Source organism: Streptomyces sp. STAM6, from assembly GCF_054963715.1.
This window is the reverse complement of record NZ_JBUEFZ010000027.1, coordinates 44,524-64,695: the sequence shown is the minus strand read 5'-3', so window position 1 is coordinate 64,695 and position 20,172 is coordinate 44,524. Positions and strand designations below refer to the sequence as shown.

Below are 20,172 nucleotides of genomic sequence, written 5' to 3'. Positions count from 1 at the left end.
TGTTACCGGGGGTCCGTATGCATAGTGGTCGCCTATGGCGAGCGACCGACTTCCCCGTAGGCGAAAGACCGTGCTGGCCGCGGCGGTTGTGGCGGCCTGCGGCTGCCTGACCGTCGCGGCCGCCCTGTTCGGCGGCAGCACCGAGCAGAAGGCCGCGGCACGGGACGACTCCCTGCCGGAGCGCTCGGTCCCGTCACGGATCGCGCCGACGGGGACGCCCGAGCAGGAGACCTACACGGCATGGGCGGGTCCGGGGTGCGACGGGGTGACCGGCGCCGGCGGCAAGAGCGGCACGTACCGCGAGACCGGCCGCTTCGAGAACGGCGACGCCGCCTGGTACACCGTCCGTTCCGGCGGACATCGCGGCAACGGCTGCGACGGCCGGTTCACGGCGGTGCCGATGTCGGGCAGTCCCACGCGCGACGGCACGGGCTCGGCGACCTGGACCTGGCCGGTCGGCGAGGGGTACGAGCGCTGCGCCCTCGCGGTGTTCGTTCCCGACGGCCCGCGCGACATCGATGTCTCCGGCAACCCGACGATCTACCGCGTCCTCGCCGACCCGTCCGACCCCGGCTCGGCCTACGCGGCCTTCGGTGTCCGCCAGACCGTCCACCGGGGCACGCTGGTCCAGGTCGGCAGCTACCCGGTGCGCTCGAAGACCTTCGCGGTCCGCCTCACCGACCGCGGCCGGGACTGGGGCGCCGCCACCCTCAGCGGCGCCCACCACGCGGCGGCCCAGCTCCATCTCACCTGCCGGCCCGCCGACGGCTGACCCTCACACGGACAGGGGCACGGCGTGGATCTCGTCGGCGGCGTGCCCGGTCCGCTCGTGGATCCGCTGCACGGCATCGGCCGACGGCGCCTCGGAGAGGCAGTACACCGTCCCGGACTCGGGGTCCGCCCAGGCCCGCTCGAAGTGCACCCCTTCCTCCTTCTCGATCGCGAGATCCGCCCGGTGGGCGGCGCTCAGCTGCTCGGACGTGATGCCCTTCATCCCTCGGTGGACGTCCATGTACTTCGTCATGGCTGTTGCACCTCCGAATCACCTCTCGACGACAGCCTCACCTCTCATGGTCCGCTCGCCGCGCGGCCTGTGCTACTTCCGCCGGGTGCGTGCGAGACCCCGGATGGCCTTCCCGGTGAGCGCAAGACGACACGCCGATCTAGCCTCCGAAAAGAGCGCTTAGTGGATCTATTGACGGTGCGCTCTACTCAGCTCAAGGAGGAGACATGCGCAAGCTCCACAAGGCCGCTGTGGCGGTCGCGATCATTGGTGGAATCGGCCTCATAGGCACCGGCCCCGCCACCGCTCGGCCCGCCGCGGGAGGCGGCGGATGCCACTCGCACGACATGAACATCGACATCCTCGGTGAGGTGGGCATCCTCAACGGCTTGGCAGGCAACCTGCTGAACGGCGAGGGCAGCCCCGGGGCGCAGTCCACCGACATCGGTTCCGACTGCAGGCACGGCCATTAGCCGCCTCGCGTGAGGCGCTGAACCGGGTCCTCGCCCGGGCCGCAGGCCCGGCATCCGCCCGGCCGACAGTGGCTGCTTGTGTCATCCAGGAGTGAATGGGGAAGGCCCCGGACCGTGATCGGTCCGGGGCCTTCGGGTGTGGTGCCCCGGCAGGACCCGAACCCGCGGCACCCGCTTCGGGAGTCCGGTCCGCGCCCCGGGTGACCTCGGTGCACGGTCGGTCCCGGTCCGGCGTGCCTCAGCGCAGCGCGCCATTCCGCCGCCACTCGGCCCACGAGAGATTCCACGCGCCGAAGCCGTTCCCGGGCGCGACGACGCCCTTGGTGTCCTTGCCGGTGATCTCGAACGGGTCGCCCGGCCGCACCTGCCCGTAGAACCAGGCCGCGTCCGCGTCGCTCATTCCTATGCAGCCGGAGCTCTGATTGGCCCTGCCGAAGTAGCGGGCGTTCCACGGGGCGGCGTGCGCGTACATGCCCGACCAGGTCAGCCGCATCGAGTGGTCGACCATCTTGTCGTAGGCGTCGGCGAGGCCCACCGTCTCGGAGTTCATGTTGATCGTGCCCTCCTTCGCCATGAGTACGGCGGTTCCGCGCCAGGAGCGCTTGTCACCGCCCGGGGTGCCGCCGGAGACCGGTATGTGCCGGACCTTCTCGCCGTCGCGGACGAGGGTGAGCCGATGACGGTCGAGGTCGACCTTGACGATCTGCCGGGCGCCGACGGTGAAGGTGGTCGTGTAGTCGCGTACGAACCAGCCGCCGTCAGGGCCCGAGTCGGTGCCGTTCAGCTCGGCGTTCAGCGTGACCCTGGTCCCGGGCTTCCAGTACTCCTCGGGCCGCCAGTCCACCCGGTCCCTGCCCGACCAGTCGCGCATCCAGCCCCAGGAGCCCTCCGTGCCGTTCGAGGTGGTGATCTTGAGCTGCTTCTCGACCTCCGCCCGGTTCCCGACCGGACGGTCGAAGACCAGGGAGACCGGCTGGGCGACACCGACGGTGGTCCCGGTGCCCGGCCGCCAGTCCACCTTGTTGACCTTGTCCGCCGGAGCCGTGGTGAAGGCGGCCCCGGTGCTCTTGGCGGCGCCGCCCTCGGTGCGGGTCGCAGCCGTCACCGTGTACGCCGCGCCGGGTACGGCCTTGCGGTCGGAGACCCACGACCGGCCGTCGGCGGCGATCTTGCCGGTGAGCCGGTGGCCCTCGGCGTCGGTGACGGTCACCGAGGTGAGCCTGCCGCCCGCGGCCGTGACCCTCACGGGCCGGCCCGCCGGGACCCGTTCTCCCCGGGGCGTCACGGTGACCGTGACGGGTCGGTCGCCGGCGCCCGGCGTCCCCCCGGCGTCCGGGGCGCCGGGCGAGGAACCCGTCGAGCAGGCGGCGAGCGGCGCCAGCAGCGCGGCCACGACGGCGGCCCGGACGCGGCCGGTGGCGAACGGACGGGTGCGCGGCAGTACGCGTGTGCGCGACAACGGGACCTCCGGAAAGGACGGGAACGGGGGTGAGCGCGGGAGTGCGTGCGGGGTGAGTCGGCGATGCCGTGACTGTAGAGCCGGAAAACCCGAGGTCAGCCGCTATGGGGCAATGTGACGGCGACTGGTGAGGAACGGTCATGGACCGGTCACATTCGCCGGACGGGGCGGTCATGGACCGCTGTGAGCCTCCTGTGTGTCCCCGCGACAGGTCCGGGGAGAAGGAGAGGCTCAGACTGTGTCAGCGCTGCTCGTGCCGCCCAGCCGCGTGCCCCCGGCACGGAACCGGGACTTGGCCCTGCGAACCATCACCGCGGAGACGTACCGCGCCTTCCTCGCGTCCCCCGGCGGCGAGGCGCTCGGCGCCGGTTTCCTGCAGTGCCCGTCCTGGGCCGACGTCAAGGAGGGCTGGCGCGCCCAACTGCTCGGCTGGGGACCCGACCCGGAGGCGGGCGCACTGACGGGCGTCGCCCTGGTGCTGCTGCGGCAGTTCCCCGGCACCCGCAAGCACTTCGCCTACCTCCCCGAAGGGCCCGTCGCCGACTGGACCGACCCCGACGTCGACGGCTGGCTCGGCCCGCTGCTGGAACACCTGCGCCGCACGGGCGCCTTCGCCGTGCGCATCGGCCCGTCGCCCGCCTACCGGCGCTGGGACGCCGCCCTCCTCAAGCCCCTCGCCGGCCCGGGCCGGCGCCTGGGCGACGTCCTCGCCAGTGAGGTCGACCCGCTCGGCACCGCCGTCGCCGAGCGGCTGCGGGCCCGGGGCTGGCGCCGCTGCGGCGGTGACGGGACCGGAGACGACGGGGACGCCCAGCCCCGGCACGTCTTCCACGTGCCGCTCGCCGGACGCACCACGGAAGACCTGTGGTCCGGGCTCAACCAGGAGTGGCGTCGCAATGTCCGCCGAGCCCAGAAGCAGGGCGTGGAAGTAGTGGTGGGCAGTGCGGCCGAACTCCCCGAGTTCTACCGGCTGCTCGGCATCACCGAGCGACGCGACGGCTTCCGGCTCGGCCGCTCGCTCGCCTACTACGAGCGTCAGTACGCGGCGCTCAACGCCGAGGAGCCGGGCCGGATGAAGCTGTACGTCGCCCGCCACCGAGGAGAGATCCTGGCCGCCCACACGCTGATCACCGTCGGTCGCCGGGCCTGGTACCAGACCGGCGCCTCGGCCGACCACCGGCGCGAGGTCCGGCCCTCCAACGCCCTGCAGTGGCGCATGCTGCAAGACGCCCACGCCCTCGGCGCCGACGTCTACGACATGCGCGGGGTACCCTCCACTCTCGATCCTGAGGAACGTTCGTACGGACTGCTGCGGTGGAAGCTCGGCACCGGAGGACAGGTCGTCGAAACGTTGGGGGAATGGGAGAGACCCTTGGGCGGCAGCGCCAACCACACGCTTTACCGCGCCTTCCAGGCGTACCTGAACCGCCGATGAGGCCGACGACGGCGACCACGCCGACGACACCGGCCGGCACGGACCGTGCGGAAGCGGCGGACCGTGCGAAAGCGAGGGGCGCCGCGGAAGCGAGGGGCGCCGCGGAAGCGAGGGGCGCCGCGGAAGCGAGGGGCGCCGCGGAAGCGGCGGACACCTCGGCGGGAACCAAGGCGGGCTCCGCGGCGCGCGGCAGTGCCGTCATGGCCGCCGGATCCCTCGTCGGCCGGGCCACCGGTTTCGCCCGGTCCGCCGTGGTCGCGGCGGCGCTGGGCACCATCGGGCCGGTCGCCGACGGCTACGTGGTCGGCAACGCCCTGCCCACCATCGTCTACATGCTGCTCCTCGGCGGCGCGCTGAACGCCGTCTTCGTGCCGGAGCTGGTCAAGGCCGCCAAGGAGCACGACGACGGGGGCGCCGCGTACACCGACCGGCTCGTCACCGTCTGCGTCGTCGCCCTCCTGGCGATCACCGCGGCCGCGGTGTGGGCCGCTCCCGCGATCGTCGACGCGTACACCGACTACACCGGCCGGCAGGCGGCCATGACCACCGCGTTCGCCCGCTACTGCCTGCCCCAGATCTTCTTCCTCGGACTGTTCACCCTGCTCGGGCAGGTACTCAACGCACGGGGCCGGTTCGGCGCGATGATGTGGGCGCCGGTCCTGAACAACGTCGTCGTCATGACCGTCTTCGGTCTGTACCTGGCCCTGGCCATGGGCGGCGGTGACACGCTGACCGCGACCGAGACCGCGATGCTCGGCTGGGGCACGACCGCCGGTATCGCCGTCCAGGCACTCGCCCTCGTCCCCGCGCTGCGCGCGGCCCGCTTCCGCTGGCGGCCCCGCTTCGACTGGCGCGGCAGCGGACTGACCCGCCCCCTGCGCTCGGCCGGCTGGCTGGTGCTGCTGGTCCTCGCCAACCAGGCCGCCTACTGGGTCACCACCCGCCTGGCCACGACCGCGGGTCTCGGCGGCGGCCCCGGATACGGCGCGTACAACAACGCCTACGTCCTGTGGGTCGTACCGCACGGCATCATCACGGTCTCCGTGGTGACCGCGCTGATGCCCCGGATGAGCGCGGCCGCCGCCGACGGCGACACCGCCGCCGTACGGCGCGACGTCTCCCACGCCCTGCGCGTCTGCGCATCCGGCGTCGTACCCGCCGCCTGCGCGCTGTTCGCCCTCGCCCACCCGGTGATGGCCCTCGTCTTCGGACACGGCAGGACCAGCGCCGACGACACGGCCGCCATGGCGTGGATCCTGATGGCCTTCGCGCCCGGACTCGTCGCCCTGTCGGGCCAGTACGTCCTCTCCCGCGCCTTCTACGCGCTCTCCGACACCCGCACGCCGTTCCTGCTCAACCTCGTGATCGTCGCCCTGAACGCGGGACTGTCCGTGGCGGCCGCGCAGCTGCTGCCGGCCCGCTGGGCCGTCACGGGCATGGCGGCGGCGTACTCGCTGGCGCTGTGCGTGGGCTGGGCGGTCACCGGCCTCGTGCTGAGCCGCCGGCTCGCCGTCGCCCGCCCCCTGCGGTCGTCCGCCGCCGGCGCGCACGCGCGGCTGGTGCTCGCCGCCGTCCCCGCCACCGCGCTGGGCCACTTCGCGGTCCTCGGCGCGGTCCGGGCGGGGGCCCTGGCCGCCACGGCCGCCGGCGCGGCGGCCGTCGTCCTGACCTTCGCCCTGCTCGCCCGTCCACTGCGCCTCGCCGAACTCGACGCGCTGCTCTCCGGCGTACGCCGGAGACGGACCCGCACCTGACCACCCACCGAGGGAGAACTGCCGATGCCCCGCGTGCTCCTCATCGAGGACGATCCTTCCGTCCGCGAGGGGGTCGAACTCGGTCTGCGCCGCCGAGGCCACGACGTACGGGCGGTGGCCACCGGCGAGGCCGGCCTCGCCGCGCTGACCGAATTCCGCCCCGATCTGCTGCTGCTGGACCTGATGCTGCCCGGAATGAACGGCGTACAGGTCTGCCGACAGGTCCGCGAGCGCAGCCAGCTGCCGATCATCATGCTCACCGCGCGCGGCGACGACTTCGACGTGGTCATCGGCCTGGAAGCCGGTGCCGACGACTACATCGTCAAGCCCGCCCGCACCGAGGTGATCGAGGCCCGGATCCGTGCCGTACTGCGCCGCCTCGACGACGGCGGCGCGGGCCGCCCGGCCGTCGAGGTCTACGGCGAACTCGCCGTCGACCGGGCCGGCCTGACCGTCACCAAAGCCGGCCGGCCGCTCGCGCTCGCCCCCTCGGAGCTCAAGCTCCTGCTGCACCTCTCCGCCGCTCCCGAGCAGGTGTTCAGCAGGCAGCAACTGCTGGAGCACGTCTGGGACCACAGCTACCACGCCGACGCCCGGCTGGTCGACGCATGCGTCGCCCGCCTGCGCGGCAAGATCGAGGACGAGCCCGGCTGTCCCCGCTACGTCCAGACGCTGCGGGGCTTCGGCTACCGCTTCGGGCCGCTGTGATCACCCGCCCTCCACTCGGCCGGCTCCGTCGCGGCAACGACGGAGGACGGAAAGCACGGGACGGCAGGGCCGCCGACGGACGGGCGCGGGTCAGGGCGTTCGGACTGCGTACGCGCCTCTTGCTCGCGTTCCTGCTGGTCGCGGCCGTCAGCGCCGGCACCACCGCCGCGCTGACCTACCGCGAGGCCCGCAACGCGATGCTGCAGACCGCCCAGGACACGGCGGTCACGTCGTTCCGCGACCACGTCCAGCAGACGGGCTTCGGGCTGCCCTTGCAGGGAGGTGAGGGCCTGGAGGAAGTCCTGCGGGACATCGCCCGCAAAGGCAAGCCGCATCCCTGGGTGGTGTTCGCCGAGTACGGGTCGATCCGCGCCTCGTCGGGCGAGAACCCCGTCTCCACCGTCATCACACCCGAACTGCGCCGCGCCGCACGGGCCAATCCGCACGGCAGCTTCGAGCGGGTCGTCAAGGACGGCGTCCCCTATCTGACCATCGCCATGCCCACCGTCTTCAAAACAGGCCCGGACAGCCTGCTGCCCAGCGGACTCGTCCTCTACGCCGTCATGCGGATGACCGACGAGCAGGTCAACGTCGACGCCCTCCTCGTGGCCGCCCGGGACGGCGCCCTGCCCGGTCTCGCCGTCGCGCTGGTACCCGGCCTGCTCGCCGCGCGCAGCGTGCTGCGTCCGGTGCGGGAACTGCGCCAGGCGGCCCTGAGCATGGGCAGCGGCCACCTCGACACCCGGATCCCGGTCCGCGGCAGCGACGAACTGGCCGACCTGGCACGCACCTTCAACGACTCGGCGGGCGAACTCGAGCGTTCCGTGCGGGAACTGCGCGAGGCCGAGGCCCGCGCCCGCCGTTTCGCCTCCGACGTCTCGCACGAGCTGCGGACCCCCCTCGCCGGAATGCTCGCCGTCACCGAGGTCCTCGACGAGGACGCGCACCGCCTGGACGCCGACACCGCCCGGGCGGTCCGGCTGGTCAGCGCCGAGACCGGGAAACTCGCGGTGCTCGTCGAGGACCTCATGGAGATCTCCCGCTTCGACGCCCGCGCGGCCGAGCTGAACGCCGACGAGGTCGACGTCGCCGAGGCCATCCGCAAGACCCTGCAGAACCGGCACTGGACCGACGGCCGGGTCCGCGCCGAACTCCCCGAAGGCATCCGCGCCCGGCTCGACCCGCGCCGCTTCGACATCGTGATCGCCAACCTCGTCGGCAACGCCCTGAGGCACGGCGGCACGCCCGTCACGGTGCGCCTGCGCACCGAGGCACGCTCCCCGGGCACGCCCGTACTGATCACCGAGGTCATGGACAGCGGCCCTGGTGTCCGGCCCGACGCGCTCCCGCACATCTTCGACCGCTTCTACAAGGCCGACGCGGCCCGCACCCGCTCGGTGGGCAGCGGCCTCGGACTGGCGATCACCCTGGAGAACGTGAAGCTGCACGACGGGACGATCCGCGCGGGGAACCTGCCCGGCGGCGGGGCCGTCTTCACCGTCGAGATACCGCTTCACGCGGAGGGGGCCGGCGGATGAGGCGTGCGCGGACGCGCCGGTGCGCGGTGGCCGTCGCCGTCGCGGTGGCCGTACCGCTGCCCGGTGGCTGCGGGATCCAGGAGACCGACGTCATCGAGGCGGGCGGTCCCGCCAGCGTCCAGGCGTTCTTCAACCGCGACCAGGACATGCTGCTCTTCTTCCGTTCCCCCGACGGAGGGCTGAGCCCCGTGATCCGGACGACCGCGCCCCCGGCGGGCTCCGGAGACCGGAGCCCAGGCGCCACGCCGGGACCGGTGCCGACCGAGAAGGTCGTGCTGGCGTTGCTCGCCGGGCCGGGCGAGGAAGACCGAGCCGCGGGCCTGACCACCTCCCTGCCCTCCGCCCCTCCCGGCGGGACCGTCGAGGTGGCGCCCGTCCCCGGCGGCAGGGTCACGGCCCGCCTGCCCCTCGCCCTGACGGGACTCGACGGCACCGCTCTGCGTCAGCTGACCTGCACAATCGCCTACAGCCAGGACACCGACGGCCAGGTCGTCGTGGAACTGACGGGGCAGGACGGCACATCGAGGTCCGGCACCTGCGGCCTCGCCCCCGGCGGCGCCCGGAACACAACCGAGGAGACCGAGAGCCGGATTCGGACCACACCGCCCGCGACGGGCGGCTGAGAAGCCCCCTCCAGGGGGTGCGGCCTTCGGCGCGGCATCCCGTGATCAGCCCGAACCGGGATCGGGGCGGTGGGACGCTTCAGCCGCGGCACGGCGGTACTCGGCGTTGATGCGCTGGGCTTCCTCGAGCTGGTCCTCGAGGATGATGATGCGGCAAGCAGCCTCGATCGGGGTTCCCCTGTCGACGAGCTCCCGGGCGCGAGCGGCGATCCGCAGCTGGTAGCGGGAGTACCGGCGATGTCCGCCTTCGGAGCGCAGGGGAGTGATCAGCCGAGCCTCACCGATGGCTCGGAGGAAGGCGGGGGTGGTGCCGAGCATCTCGGCGGCCCGGCCCATGGTGTAAGCGGGGTAGTCGTCGTCGCCCAGACGATCGCTGAGTGGGGTATCTGCTGCCATGTCACCTCGTTGTGCAACGCGTCGAGGGGCCCTGGTGCCGTACGGCACCAGGGCCCCGAAGGAAATGAAACACCATCTGTCGACCCTGATGCTCTGCCGACCTCCGGTTTCCCGCTGTCCGGCCGGGCAGGGCGGCGGTGCGACGGCGAGACGGCGATACGACGGCGATACGACGGCGAGAAGGTGAAACGACGGCGATGCGACGGCGACCAAAGGCGAGACGGTGAAACGACGGCGATACGACGGCGGCCAAAGGCGAGACGGTGAAACGACGGCGATGCGACGGTGCGGCGCTCACTCCACGTGAGGCGCGATACGACAGTGAGGGCCCTGCCGACGCGCGTCGGCAGGGCCCTCACCGGGTCTCTGGGTGGCGGTCGTCCGCCCGTCCTCACACGTCCCTGGAAGCGGTGCCCCCGAGCAGCACCGAAGCGGTCCGGAGCGCAGTGGGCGCACCCACCGGCGCGCTCTCGGGGTGCTCGTGGCAGGTGAAGCCGAGGCGGGTCAGGGCCCGGACGACTTCGCCGCTGGTGAAGTCGCGGCGGTCCTGACGGGTGATGGCCTGGCCCACTTGCTTGACCGGGTAGCGGCGGCGGCCGATGGTCACGGACTCACCCGTGATGGGCTCGGGCGTGACGCCCTCCATCGAGGCCAGCACCCCGTTCTTGGTCAGATCGAACGGGTACCGGGCGATGACACAGCGCATGAATGCCTCACAGAGAGGAAGGGGGAACGGGCTGACCGGGCGAGGTGGATCGACGAGCGAGGGTGAGGACGGCGCGGGGCCGAGCGGCGGTCGACGTGAACGGTCCGTCGAGGACGTCCCGCAGACGGATCCGGTCCGTGTAGGCGGCGCTGTCGCGGAGCACGGCGAGTCGGGCCAGGGTGATCAGGCCCGTGCTCTGGTCGTCCCCGTCGCACAGGACGAGGTGATCGACACGGGCGCCGGCCATGAGGGACAGAGCCACCTCGACCGTCATGTCGTCACGGACCCGGGGTCCGGACGCGTCCCTGTCGTCGACCACGGTCCTGGGGGAGCGATCCGCTACCTGGTGTCGCGGCTGAGCCGTTGTCACAGCTGCCTCCTACCGGAGTGTGATGGGCTGGTGATCATGGCGGTTCCAGGGCGTGTTCCGACAGTCCCGTCTGGCCGGGGGCGTCCGGCACGCACGCTCCAGACGCCCCCGGCCCCGCCCTCCGGGCGGACGACGCTCCTGTCGAAACACGCTCTAGGCGGCCGAGCCGAAGCCGGCCCGCCGCTGTGTCCCGCGGCGCGCCGCGTCACCGACGGGCCGGCCCTGTCCGCCGCGGCGCCCGCGGCCCCGACGGCCCCGATGCGAGGAAGGGGCACCGTCGCGGGGACGTTCCACCTCCCGCGCGGCGATGACGACGGGGACACCGGAAGGGGCCTGGGCACCTGTGATGCGGCTCAGCTCCGCCTCGCCCGAACGTACTTGGGCGATCCGGGGGGTGATGCCCGCCGAGGCCATCAGGCGGCTCATACCGCGCCGCTGATCAGGGGTCACCAGGGTGACGACGCTCCCGGACTCACCGGCACGGGCCGTACGTCCGCCGCGATGCAGGTAGTCCTTGTGGTCACTGGGCGGATCCACATTGACCACCAGGTCGAGGTTGTCGACGTGGATACCGCGCGCCGCGACGTTGGTCGCCACCAGTACCGTCACGTGCCCGCTCTTGAAGTGGGCCAGGGTCCGCGTGCGCTGCGGCTGGGACTTGCCACCGTGCAGGGCCGCGGCGCGGACACCGCTGCTCAGCAGGTGCTTGGTCAGCCGGTCCACCGCGTGCTTGGTGTCGAGGAACATGATCACTCGACCCTCTCGTGCGGCGATCTCGGTGGTCGTCCGATGCTTGTCCGCGTCGTGCACATGGAGGACGTGGTGCTCCATCGTCGTGACCGCGCCCGCCGAAGGGTCGACGGAGTGGACCACCGGGTCCGTCAGGTAGCGGCGGACCAGCAGGTCCACGTTGCGGTCCAGGGTGGCCGAGAAGAGCATCCGCTGCCCGCCGGGACGCACCTGGTCGAGCAGGGCGGTGACCTGGGGCATGAAGCCCATGTCGGCCATTTGGTCGGCCTCGTCGAGGACCGTGATGCCGACATCGTCGAGCCGGCAGTCGCCCCGGTCGATGAGGTCCTTGAGCCGCCCGGGCGTCGCGACGATCACCTCGGCCCCGGCGCGCAGCGCACCGGCCTGCCTGCCGATGGACATCCCGCCGACGACGGTGGTCAGCCGCAGGCTCACGGAGCGGGCGTACGGAGTGAGCGCGTCGGTGACCTGCTGGGCGAGCTCGCGGGTGGGGACCAGGACAAGGGCGAGCGGCTGCCGCGGCTCGGCACGCCGCCCCGCTGTACGGGCCAGGACGGCGAGGCCGAAGGCGAGGGTCTTGCCCGAGCCGGTGCGGCCACGGCCGAGTACGTCACGCCCGGCCAGGGAGTTCGGCAGGGTCGCCGCCTGGATCGGGAACGGTACGGTCACGCCTTCGTGGCCGAGCGTGGCCAACAGCCGTGCGGGCATGTCGAGATCGGCGAACGACCCGACGGCCGGCAGTGCGGGCGTGATCGTCCTCGGCGGCGCGAACTCGCCCTGTACGGCTCCTCCCGGCTGTCGATTTCCGTAGCCCCTTGAACGGCGGGGACCACCGGAACGATTGCCGCCGGCGCCTCCTCCGAAGCGGTCATACGATCGGGATGTGCGGGAGGTGCGGGCACGCTGCATGCGAAACCTTCCTTGTACGCGGCGCGTGGCAAGGAATTCCCGCAGCAGCTGAGCGGCGCAGAGAATCTCGAAACGACGAGCCGGAAATGATGGGGGGCGATTCGGGCGGACGGGCGGCGTGTCACCGGTCGGCGACGCGGTGGAGTATTTCGTCTCGTGCCTGAAACGCAGCGAGCCGGGGCCCGCACCCCAGAGGTGCGGGCCCCAGCTGCGAAGTATGCGTCAGCGCCGGTGTCAGGCGGAAACGATGTTCTCGGCCGTCGGGCCCTTCTGGCCCTGCGCGATGTCGAACGACACCTTCTGGCCTTCCTGCAGCTCGCGGAAGCCCTGGCTGGCGATGTTCGAGTAGTGGGCGAAGACGTCGGGGCCGCCGCCGTCCTGCTCGATGAAGCCGAAGCCCTTTTCCGAGTTGAACCACTTCACGGTGCCAGTAGCCATTTTATTTTCCCTTCGGAGGCGGTGTCAGGAATTCACCCTGTGTGAATTCCGTGTCGCCGTGATGATTACCCCGTCGGAAATGAACCCTCTGGCAACCACACCTGCAACTGGAATCGACAGTAGCACGGTGCGATCGGCCCTGCACGGTCGATAATTTCACTCCGGTCGACGGTCGAGGAATACTCGTCGTGCCCCACCCCTATTTCTCATCTCACGGATACAGATATCGTTCTCCGTGGGCGCGCTGTTTTCTGCCCCGTGCTTCCTGCCGCGGCGCTGTGACCTGCCCGGACGGGAGATGTGCCGCTGCCGCCGCCGTCGGCGGGCGGCGCGACGGTGAACGCGCCGGGACTCCACTGCAGCGATGTAGGTCACATAACCGGACAAACGGCATGATGGGTGGTGGTGCCGGACAGCCGGACGTGATCGCCCGCACCCTCCTCAAGCGCTCCCGTCGAGGCCGGGCGCCCGATCCTCAAGGGGCTCGTGCGGTCCCGAGGGGCGTCGAGAGACCGCGGCTCCCATGCGGCTCCCGGGAGGCCTCGGTGGGGAGCGACCGGACGCGGCGTCAGTCATCCTGAGCGGGTGCGGCCGACTCTTCTTCCTCTTCCATGAAGCGGATGCCCTCGTGGGTGAGTGAGGCGGTGGCGGGAGTCTTGTGCGACGTCCACTCGACGGTGATCAGGCCCGCGTCGGCCAGGTAGGCGCAGGCCGCATAGAGGTCCGCGTCGGGAAGACGGACCTCGTCACGGAGTGTCGCTCCGCTGACTTCGGGACGATTGCGTTCGACCCCGCCGTACAGGGCCAGGAGAATAGCTTTGCGGTAGGTCTTGCGTTCACGGAGTGTCGCCATGGCTGTCGCTCTCGGGCTCGTGGCCGACGGTGCGGGCGCTGACGGGGGAGGCAGGTTCGAAGCCGTCGAAGTCCGGTCACACCCCGTCCGCGCCGCGGCGTGACTGATCCGCCGGCTGCCGGCCAGGACGGTGCCGACTGGGAGGCGTGCCTGCCGGTCGATGGTGCGACGGAGACGGGGCGCCCCTTCACGGCCGGCGGGGCAGCCGCGCCGCTCCTTCGAGGTGAGCCGCGACGTCCCCACTCGGCGACGCCGCGAGCGGCCTCCGGAGCCGCCGCGACGAGGCGGACCCGGGCATCCGCGGAGACCGGCCGTTCGTCATCCACGCGTACCTCCTGCGGGCGGTGGCGCCGAGGACATCTGCGGCCACCGCGCGGAACCTCCGGCGTCCGGGCGGCGCCGCGCTTCCGCATACGCCCCTTTCCTGAAGCGTAAGCCGCGACGGTGGTTCCCACCGTCGAAGCGGCCCCCACCGTCGAAGCGGCCCCGGGGCCGGGCCGCTCCCGGCGATTCCGGCCCGGGCTACGCGGGGGTGGTCCTGGTGACCGGCTCTGATCCACAGGTGGCGGCCGCGGTCGCGCGACATCGATGCCGAGCCGCCCCTCCTGCCGAGCGCCCGCGTCGCACATCGCGTCCCCGTGGCGCGCGGCGACCGGGACGCGAGGGCCCGCACACGAGGGCCCGACGCGGCGGTCCCGCGCGCGGCGGCCCGGGAAGGCCTCCCGACCGGATGGTCGTCGGCGACCGGATCGTGCGCGGAGGTCCGTGCCGCCCGTCGACCTGCGTGTGCGCGCGAGGGGAGATACAAGTGAGAAAGGAGCCGACGCGACGGATACGACGCTTCGCCGCCCTGCGCTCTCTGCTGAATCTCCCCAGGACCCGAGAAGCCGGGCAGGATGGGCGATGGACGACATGGAGAATGCCGACCCTCTCGGAGACGGCCTCGATCAATCTCCGGATCAGCCCGCCTCGGCCACGGCAGTCGTCGACGCGCGCGGGATCGTGACGGGGTGGAGTTCCGACGCGCAGCGGCTGCTCGGATACCGGTACGAGGACATCGCAGGGCGTCCCGCCGGGCGCCTGCTCGGCGGGAACGCCGACGTCACGGTGGATCTCTCCGCGGTTTTCGAGGGACGAAGCGGGCCGATCCCGCTGAGGCACCGGGACGGCCACCACGTGGAAGCCGAGTTGCAGGCGTACGCGTCACTCGACCGCGAGGGCAACGCACAGTGGCTCATCGTGGCCGGGTCGCCCCAGCGGCCGCGTCCGCACCGGGAGCCACGTCCGCACAAGGACGAGGCGACGACGGAAGAAGCCTTCGCACAGTGCCACCTGCCTGTGATGATCTACGACGCCGAGTTGCGAGCCCTGCGCGCGAGCGCCGGCGCGAGCCGCGAACTGGGTCTCGCCGAGGACCAGATCCGCGGTCGGCGCGTCACCGACATCCTGCCTCCCCACATCTGCACCACGGTCGAAGAGGGCATGCACAGGGTGTTCGAGACAGGAGAACCGGAGCGGTTCCAGGTGCACGGCCGACCGCGGCGCGGAGCGCGCGACAGGTACTGGGCCGTATCCGTGTCCCCCCTGAGGGACCCCGCGGGACAGGTAAGACATGTGCAGCTCATCGCGCTCGACGTCACCCAACAGCACCAGGCCCGGGAGCGGCTCGTCCTGCTGAACGACGTCAGCGCACAGGTGGGCAGCTCCCTTGACGTGATGCGCACGGCCCAGGAGATGGCCGATGTGGCGGTGGGGCGGCTCGCCGACTTCATCAGCATCGACCTGCTGGACGGACTGTTCCGTGGCGTCGAGCCCAGGCCATCCGCCACGGGCACCGTCGCGCTGCGCCGCGCCGCGCAGCGGTCCGTCCTGCCCGGCACCCCCGAGGCGGTGATCCAGCCGGGCGAGGTGGACTACTACCCGGAGTCCTCACCCCCAGCCCGCTGCCTGAACACGGGCCGGTCGTCGCTGCACCGCACCGTGGACGAGGCCATCGAGAGCTGGCAGGTCGCCGACCCCGAACGCGCGGGGAAGGTCCGCGACTTCGGGATGCATTCGATCATGGTCATCCCGCTGCGCGCCCGCGGCACCACGCTCGGCGTGGCCGTACTCGTCCGCCACCGCCGCCGGGACTCCTTCGACGAGGACGATCTGCTCCTCGCCGAGGAGATCGCCGCACGTGCTGCCGTGGCCGTGGACAACGCCCGACGCTTCACCCGCGAGCGGACCACCGCGCTGGCCCTGCAACGAAGCCTGCTGCCGCAGCGACTCGACCTCCAGGAGGCCGTGGAGGTGGCCTACCGCTACCTCCCGGCCCGCTCCCGGGCGGGGCTCGGCGGCGACTGGTTCGATGTGATCCCGCTGTCGGGCGCCCGGGTCGCCCTGGTCGTCGGAGACGTGGTGGGCCATGGCCTGCGCGCCTCCGCCACCATGGGGCGGCTGAGGACCGCGGTACGCACGCTGGCGGACGTCGACCTGCCCCCCGAGGAGCTCCTCGTCCATCTCGACGACCTGGTCACCCACCTCAGGGTGGAGGAGGGCGCGGCAACGGATCCCGAGCTCGAGGTCATCACCGATCTCATCGCCACCTGTCTGTATCTGGTCTACGACCCGGTCTCGCGCCGCTGCGCCGCCGTCGGCGCGGGCCACCCCCCGCCTGCCGTGATCACTCCCGACGGCAAGGCCGAGTTCATCGATCTTCCTGTCGGCCCTCCGCTGGGAGTGGGTGGGCTGCCTTTCGAAGCGGTCGAATGGGAAGTGCCCCGAGGCAGCCTCCTCGTGCTGTACACGGACGGCCTCGTCGAGGTCCCCGAACACGACCTCGACAAGGGCATGGAGCTGCTGCGCCGGCGCCTGGAGCGGCCCGCTCACTCGCTGGAGGCCACCTGCGACGACTTGCTCCAGAGCTTGCTCCCCGCACAGCCGTCGGACGATGTCGCACTGCTCATCGCCCGCACCCGGGCCCTCGACGCGGACCAGGTGGCCACCTGGGATCTGCCTTCCGACCCGGCCGCCGTGGCCGACGCCCGTAACAGGGTCTCCCGCCGCCTCACGGACTGGGGACTGGACGAGGTGGCCTTCACCGCCGAGCTGGTGGTGAGTGAACTGGTCACCAACGCGATCCGGTACGGCACTCCTCCCGTTCAGCTGCGCCTGATCCGCGACACAGCGCTCATCTGCGAGGTCTCAGACGCCAGCAGCACAGCCCCGCACATGCGGCGAGCGCGCATGTTCGACGAAGGCGGGCGCGGGCTGTTGCTCGTCGCCCAGTTCGCCGAGCGTTGGGGCACACGCCACCGGGCTGGAGGGAAGTCGATCTGGGCGGAGATCGGCCTTCAGGACGAGCGCTCATGACGGCGCCCGGCCTCCCGCATCCGCCGCCTTCCGTCCCTCCGCCCCACCCGGCCGGAACGGCCATGGCAGTCGGGCGGGAAGGGGCCGCTACCTCGAGGACGCCGGTGAACACGTCGCCGTCCCGGCAGGTCTTCGAGAACGCCGAACGGCGGTTGGACTCGACGATCCCGGGGTGAACGGATCGGACCGTCGCTCCGTATCTGTATCCGATCGAGGTGCGTATCCGGATGAATCACTCGATCTTCATGGGGTTTGTGCATACGGGTCGCGAGTGCCGCGGCCCCGGTGGGATGTGAGGCGACCATGGCGATGGCGAGTAACACGGTGCGCAGAGGCGCCGTGGTTCCGGTCGACGCGGCGCGCCGGGCGATGTGGATCTTCGTCGTCGTCAACACGGTGATCGTCGAGGCGCTGTTCATCAGTGCCGATCCGGGCAAGAACGGGGTGCTCACGGTCGCCAAGTTCTTCGGACTGCACGCGGCCCTGCTGATGCTGTTCCAACTGCTGCTGGTGGCCCGGCTGCCCTGGCTGGACCGTCGCACAGGGATGGACCGGCTCACGGTGTGGCACCGCTGGGTCGGCTTCACCCTGCTCTGGACGGTCCTCGCCCACGCCACGCTGGTGGTGCTCGGCTACGCGACCCTCGACGACACGTCCATGGGGAAGACGTTCTTCGCACTGAGCGGGGTGCCGGCTTCCCTGCTGGGCATGCTCGCCGCGGCCGTCATCGTCGTGATCGGCGTGATCTCCACCCGGCCCCTACGGCGGCGACTGCGGTACGAGATCTGGCACGGTCTGCACTTGCTGCTCTACGTGGCCCTGGGCCTGTCGTTCGTCCACCAGCTGCAGGAGTCCACGACGTTCACGTCCTCCGCGTTCGCCACGGCCTACTGGTGGATCCTCTGGCTGTTCGCCTTCGGCGCCCTGCTGACCGGACGTGTCGCCATGCCGCTGTGGCGCAACGCCTACCACCGGTTCACCGTCGCGGCCGTGGTACCGGAGTCGGACAACGTGGTCTCCGTGTACGTCACCGGCCGACACCTCGACAAACTCCCGGCCCGGGCGGGGCAGTTCTGCATCTGGCGGTTCCCCGGGCACAACCACTGGTGGCTGGCCAACCCTTTCTCCCTGTCGGCGGCGCCGGGCGGACAAGGTCTGCGCCTGACGGCGAAGGCGGCGGGCAGTACCAGCGCCGGCCTGCGGAACGTCCCGGTCGGCAGCCGCGCCTTCGTCGAGGGACCGTACGGGGCGTTCACCTCGCTGCACCGGACCCGCCCCGGCACCCTGCTGATCGCCGGCGGCGTGGGGATCACGCCCGTGCGGGCCTTGCTGGAGGAGGCGACCGGTGACGTCGTCGTGCTGTACCGGGTGCGCAGCGAGGCCGACGCGGTGCTGCTGAACGAGGTGCGCCAACTGGTCGCGCTGAGGGGCGGACGATTGCACCTGCTCACCGGCAGAACCGGCGAGGGCGGCGCCCCGCCGTTCGGCCCGGGCAGCTTGCACCGGCTGGTCCCCGACATCACCGAACGCGACGTGTACGTCTGCGGCCCGCCCGCCATGACCAGGGCCGTACTCGCCGGCCTGCGAGACCTGCGGGTCCCCGCGCGACAGGTGCACGCCGAGAGGTTCGGCCTGGCATGAACCGGAAACCGACAACCGGCGTCACTGGGATAGGCGCTGTGCACAACTCAAGGAGCGCGCCGCCTTCCCGGAGGCCTTCCTCAAGGCAGTGCCCTCGATGCGTGCCGTGTCAGTCACCCGCATCACGGGCACCGACGGCTGCGGCAGCGCGTCGCTAGGCCGGGGCGAGGGGGTGCCTGAGCGGTTCTCCGGCCTGGTGGAGACTGGCGAGGGCCAACCGGTAGGAGGCGATCAACCCGGTCTCCACGTACGCCACGCCCAGGTCCTCGCAATGGCGCCGGACGATGGGCCGGGCCCTGCGCAGGTTGGGGCTGGGCATGCAGGTGGTGCTCGATCTGGTGGTTCAGCCCGCCCAGTGCGATGTCGGTGAACCGGCCGCCGCGCACGTTGCGTGAGGTGAGCACCTGGCGGCGGAGGAAGTCGGGCGGTCCTCGCCCGTCAGGATCGGCATGCCCTCAGGAGCGGGAAGAACAGGAACGCCTGCCAGCGGCCGATCAGGCGGGGGAGGCCCGTGGCGGCCCGGGCCTGGTCCTGGGACCAGACCAGCAGGTCGGGGTCGAGGTCCTCGTGGTTGGGATGGGCGTGGTGGCGGGTGTGCTTGTCCTGCCACCACCCGTGGCTCATCCCGATACCGGCGCCGGCGATCCGCCCGGATGCTTCGCTGGCCCGGCGGCGGCGGAACACCTGGCGGTGGGCCGCGTCATGAGCGAGCAGGGCGACCTGGCCGAAGACGACGGCCAGGAAGGCGGCGACGGTCAGGGTCCACCAGCTGTCACCGATGAGCGCGACGGGGGCCCACCCACCGACGTACACCGTGGCAGGACAGGGCCGGCGGAGCGGTCCGCGCACTTTCAGGGAAGAACCGGGGCGGCCGGTGAAGGGGGCCGGCTGATCACTGAGGGGCACTCGTCACGGTGACCGGCGAGGTCGGTCGCCAGGCCGCGGTTTCCGTGATGAGGACGGCGACGGTGACCGGGCCCGGGGTGTCAGTGGTGGCTGCCTCGGCCACCGCCTCCCGGACGGCGCGGGCGACGTGCAAGGGATGGTATCCGGGGCCGGCCGCGAGGTGAACCTCGATGTGTCGGCCGGGTGGATCACCATGGTCCTCCACCCTTACCGGGCGGCTGCCCAGCACGGCGGTGAGGTGGGCGACGCCCGGCACACCCGCCGCGACGTCCGCCAGCTCCCCGGCGAGTCCCCGCATGGACCCTGTTCCGGCCACCGGGGGCGAACTCCGCGCGGCCGCAGCTTCCGGCGTGGGCCTCATGGCCGTCGCCGTGGTCCGAGACGCGATGCCTGCCTCCGGGACCTCACGGAGATCCGTTACGCGCATGTCAGCGGTCACCGTGGCCAGCCCGAGCCGTTCCGTGGCCGCGCCCAGCAGTGTGCTCCTCAATTCGTCGGCGGTCTCCGGCAGCGGCCGTACGCGGGATGCCGTGAAGGCGGCCTCAATGGTGAGCGGGCCGGGCGGTAGCGCGCCGGCCGGCGGACGGACGGTCGGCTCGGACACGGGTTGGAGCGGTGCCGGCCCGATGCGCAGGGACTCCAGTCGGACACCGGGGACCTCGGCGGCAGTGCGCCCGAGGGCCTGGACCGCCGCTTGCTCGGTGATCCACGTCCCGTCGTCGGGCCCGCCGAGCGGGAGCAGCCGGCCCAGGCCGAGCCGGGTTCGTACTGCCTGCGTCCACGCCTCGGTCACCGGCCTCTCACCCTTCTTCTCCACGGCCGCGGTTTTCTTCCCGCGGCGCTCTGCCCGGAGTGT

Annotated in this window: 18 protein-coding genes and 1 pseudogene; 9 read left to right on the top strand and 10 right to left on the bottom strand. The window is 71.7% G+C overall.

Going from position 1 to position 20,172, the window contains the following annotated elements:
• Positions 1-34: 34 nt before the first annotated feature.
• Positions 35-772, top strand: a complete 738-nt coding sequence (locus ACY34K_RS25870) for an adhesin (RefSeq protein ID WP_462751139.1) — start codon at positions 35-37, stop codon at positions 770-772.
• Between the two features lie 3 nt (positions 773-775).
• On the opposite strand, the gene ACY34K_RS25865 is transcribed toward ACY34K_RS25870, so the two are convergent.
• Positions 776-1,024 (bottom strand): SCO4226 family nickel-binding protein, encoded by a 249-nt coding sequence (locus ACY34K_RS25865; RefSeq protein ID WP_462751138.1) that lies wholly within the window; start codon positions 1,022-1,024, stop codon positions 776-778.
• Between the two features lie 206 nt (positions 1,025-1,230).
• Between ACY34K_RS25865 and ACY34K_RS25860 the strand changes: the two genes are divergently transcribed.
• Positions 1,231-1,476, top strand: a complete 246-nt coding sequence (locus ACY34K_RS25860) for a hypothetical protein (RefSeq protein WP_462751137.1) — start codon at positions 1,231-1,233, stop codon at positions 1,474-1,476.
• Between the two features lie 238 nt (positions 1,477-1,714).
• Here ACY34K_RS25860 and ACY34K_RS25855 read toward each other — a convergent pair whose 3' ends face one another.
• On the bottom strand, positions 1,715-2,935 hold the full coding sequence (locus ACY34K_RS25855) for a L,D-transpeptidase (protein ID WP_462751136.1): 1,221 nt from the start codon (positions 2,933-2,935) through the stop codon (positions 1,715-1,717).
• A 238-nt stretch (positions 2,936-3,173) separates the two neighbouring features.
• On the opposite strand from ACY34K_RS25855, the gene ACY34K_RS25850 reads away from it, so the two are divergent.
• Genes ACY34K_RS25850 through ACY34K_RS25830 form a run of 5 tightly spaced genes read left to right on the top strand, consistent with a single transcriptional unit; the run spans position 3,174 to position 8,993 of the window.
• A complete protein-coding gene (locus tag ACY34K_RS25850; RefSeq protein ID WP_462751135.1) occupies positions 3,174-4,370 on the top strand; it encodes a lipid II:glycine glycyltransferase FemX in 1,197 nt (398 codons plus the stop codon).
• Positions 4,367-6,124, top strand: coding sequence for a murein biosynthesis integral membrane protein MurJ (gene murJ / locus ACY34K_RS25845; RefSeq protein WP_462751134.1), 1,758 nt, complete (start codon positions 4,367-4,369; stop codon positions 6,122-6,124). Before ACY34K_RS25850 ends, murJ begins: the two co-directional genes overlap by 4 nt.
• Before the next feature lie 24 nt (positions 6,125-6,148).
• A complete protein-coding gene (locus tag ACY34K_RS25840; RefSeq protein WP_462751133.1) occupies positions 6,149-6,832 on the top strand; it encodes a response regulator in 684 nt (227 codons plus the stop codon).
• Complete coding sequence (locus ACY34K_RS25835; protein WP_462751132.1) at positions 6,829-8,370, top strand: ATP-binding protein; 1,542 nt, start codon at positions 6,829-6,831, stop codon at positions 8,368-8,370. The genes ACY34K_RS25840 and ACY34K_RS25835 overlap by 4 nt, the downstream gene beginning before the upstream one ends.
• Positions 8,367-8,993, top strand: a complete 627-nt coding sequence (locus tag ACY34K_RS25830; protein ID WP_462751131.1) for a hypothetical protein — start codon at positions 8,367-8,369, stop codon at positions 8,991-8,993. The genes ACY34K_RS25835 and ACY34K_RS25830 overlap by 4 nt, the downstream gene beginning before the upstream one ends.
• Positions 8,994-9,038: 45 nt before the next feature.
• Here ACY34K_RS25830 and ACY34K_RS25825 read toward each other — a convergent pair whose 3' ends face one another.
• The 6 genes from ACY34K_RS25825 to ACY34K_RS25800 form a co-directional block, all read right to left on the bottom strand.
• Positions 9,039-9,389, bottom strand: a complete 351-nt coding sequence (locus ACY34K_RS25825; RefSeq protein ID WP_462751130.1) for a helix-turn-helix domain-containing protein — start codon at positions 9,387-9,389, stop codon at positions 9,039-9,041.
• Positions 9,390-9,780: 391 nt separating this feature from the next.
• On the bottom strand, positions 9,781-10,095 hold the full coding sequence (locus ACY34K_RS25820) for an SCO5918 family protein (RefSeq protein ID WP_462751129.1): 315 nt from the start codon (positions 10,093-10,095) through the stop codon (positions 9,781-9,783).
• Between the two features lie 7 nt (positions 10,096-10,102).
• Positions 10,103-10,465 carry a CBS domain-containing protein gene (locus tag ACY34K_RS25815; RefSeq protein WP_462751128.1) on the bottom strand — a complete coding sequence of 121 codons (363 nt, stop codon included), beginning with the start codon at positions 10,463-10,465 and terminating at the stop codon, positions 10,103-10,105.
• Positions 10,466-10,618: 153 nt separating this feature from the next.
• Positions 10,619-12,124 (bottom strand): DEAD/DEAH box helicase, encoded by a 1,506-nt coding sequence (locus ACY34K_RS25810; RefSeq protein ID WP_462751127.1) that lies wholly within the window; start codon positions 12,122-12,124, stop codon positions 10,619-10,621.
• A gap of 234 nt (positions 12,125-12,358) precedes the next feature.
• Positions 12,359-12,562 carry a cold-shock protein gene (locus tag ACY34K_RS25805; RefSeq protein WP_462751126.1) on the bottom strand — a complete coding sequence of 68 codons (204 nt, stop codon included), beginning with the start codon at positions 12,560-12,562 and terminating at the stop codon, positions 12,359-12,361.
• Between the two features lie 568 nt (positions 12,563-13,130).
• Positions 13,131-13,415 carry a hypothetical protein gene (locus ACY34K_RS25800; protein ID WP_462751125.1) on the bottom strand — a complete coding sequence of 95 codons (285 nt, stop codon included), beginning with the start codon at positions 13,413-13,415 and terminating at the stop codon, positions 13,131-13,133.
• Between the two features lie 903 nt (positions 13,416-14,318).
• On the opposite strand from ACY34K_RS25800, the gene ACY34K_RS25795 reads away from it, so the two are divergent.
• Positions 14,319-16,769 carry a SpoIIE family protein phosphatase gene (locus ACY34K_RS25795; RefSeq protein WP_462751124.1) on the top strand — a complete coding sequence of 817 codons (2,451 nt, stop codon included), beginning with the start codon at positions 14,319-14,321 and terminating at the stop codon, positions 16,767-16,769.
• A gap of 309 nt (positions 16,770-17,078) precedes the next feature.
• Positions 17,079-18,410: a ferredoxin reductase family protein gene (locus ACY34K_RS25790; protein WP_462751184.1), complete on the top strand. Its 1,332-nt coding sequence runs from the start codon at positions 17,079-17,081 to the stop codon at positions 18,408-18,410.
• Positions 18,411-18,564: 154 nt separating this feature from the next.
• On the opposite strand, the pseudogene ACY34K_RS25785 reads toward ACY34K_RS25790, so the two are convergent.
• Together ACY34K_RS25785 and ACY34K_RS25780 are read right to left on the bottom strand one after the other, a co-directional pair.
• A pseudogene (locus tag ACY34K_RS25785) lies at positions 18,565-19,247 on the bottom strand (acyl-CoA desaturase); the annotation flags it as partial.
• Positions 19,248-19,302: 55 nt separating this feature from the next.
• Positions 19,303-20,109 (bottom strand): hypothetical protein, encoded by an 807-nt coding sequence (locus tag ACY34K_RS25780; protein WP_462751182.1) that lies wholly within the window; start codon positions 20,107-20,109, stop codon positions 19,303-19,305.
• Positions 20,110-20,172: the final 63 nt, after the last annotated feature.

Excerpts from the sequence above, each read along its gene's own strand:
- ACY34K_RS25870 (WP_462751139.1), top strand. The coding sequence starts at position 35 with ATGGCGAGCGACCGACTTCCCCGTAGGCGAAAGACCGTGCTGGCCGCG.
- ACY34K_RS25865 (WP_462751138.1), bottom strand. The coding sequence starts at position 1,024 with ATGACGAAGTACATGGACGTCCACCGAGGGATGAAGGGCATCACGTCC.
- ACY34K_RS25860 (WP_462751137.1), top strand. The coding sequence starts at position 1,231 with ATGCGCAAGCTCCACAAGGCCGCTGTGGCGGTCGCGATCATTGGTGGA.
- murJ (WP_462751134.1), top strand. The coding sequence starts at position 4,367 with ATGAGGCCGACGACGGCGACCACGCCGACGACACCGGCCGGCACGGAC.
- ACY34K_RS25840 (WP_462751133.1), top strand. The coding sequence starts at position 6,149 with ATGCCCCGCGTGCTCCTCATCGAGGACGATCCTTCCGTCCGCGAGGGG.
- ACY34K_RS25830 (WP_462751131.1), top strand. The coding sequence starts at position 8,367 with ATGAGGCGTGCGCGGACGCGCCGGTGCGCGGTGGCCGTCGCCGTCGCG.
- ACY34K_RS25825 (WP_462751130.1), bottom strand. The coding sequence starts at position 9,389 with ATGGCAGCAGATACCCCACTCAGCGATCGTCTGGGCGACGACGACTAC.
- ACY34K_RS25820 (WP_462751129.1), bottom strand. The coding sequence starts at position 10,095 with ATGCGCTGTGTCATCGCCCGGTACCCGTTCGATCTGACCAAGAACGGG.
- ACY34K_RS25810 (WP_462751127.1), bottom strand. The coding sequence starts at position 12,124 with ATGCAGCGTGCCCGCACCTCCCGCACATCCCGATCGTATGACCGCTTC.
- ACY34K_RS25805 (WP_462751126.1), bottom strand. The coding sequence starts at position 12,562 with ATGGCTACTGGCACCGTGAAGTGGTTCAACTCGGAAAAGGGCTTCGGC.
- ACY34K_RS25800 (WP_462751125.1), bottom strand. The coding sequence starts at position 13,415 with ATGGCGACACTCCGTGAACGCAAGACCTACCGCAAAGCTATTCTCCTG.
- ACY34K_RS25795 (WP_462751124.1), top strand. The coding sequence starts at position 14,319 with ATGGACGACATGGAGAATGCCGACCCTCTCGGAGACGGCCTCGATCAA.
- ACY34K_RS25790 (WP_462751184.1), top strand. The coding sequence starts at position 17,079 with ATGGCGAGTAACACGGTGCGCAGAGGCGCCGTGGTTCCGGTCGACGCG.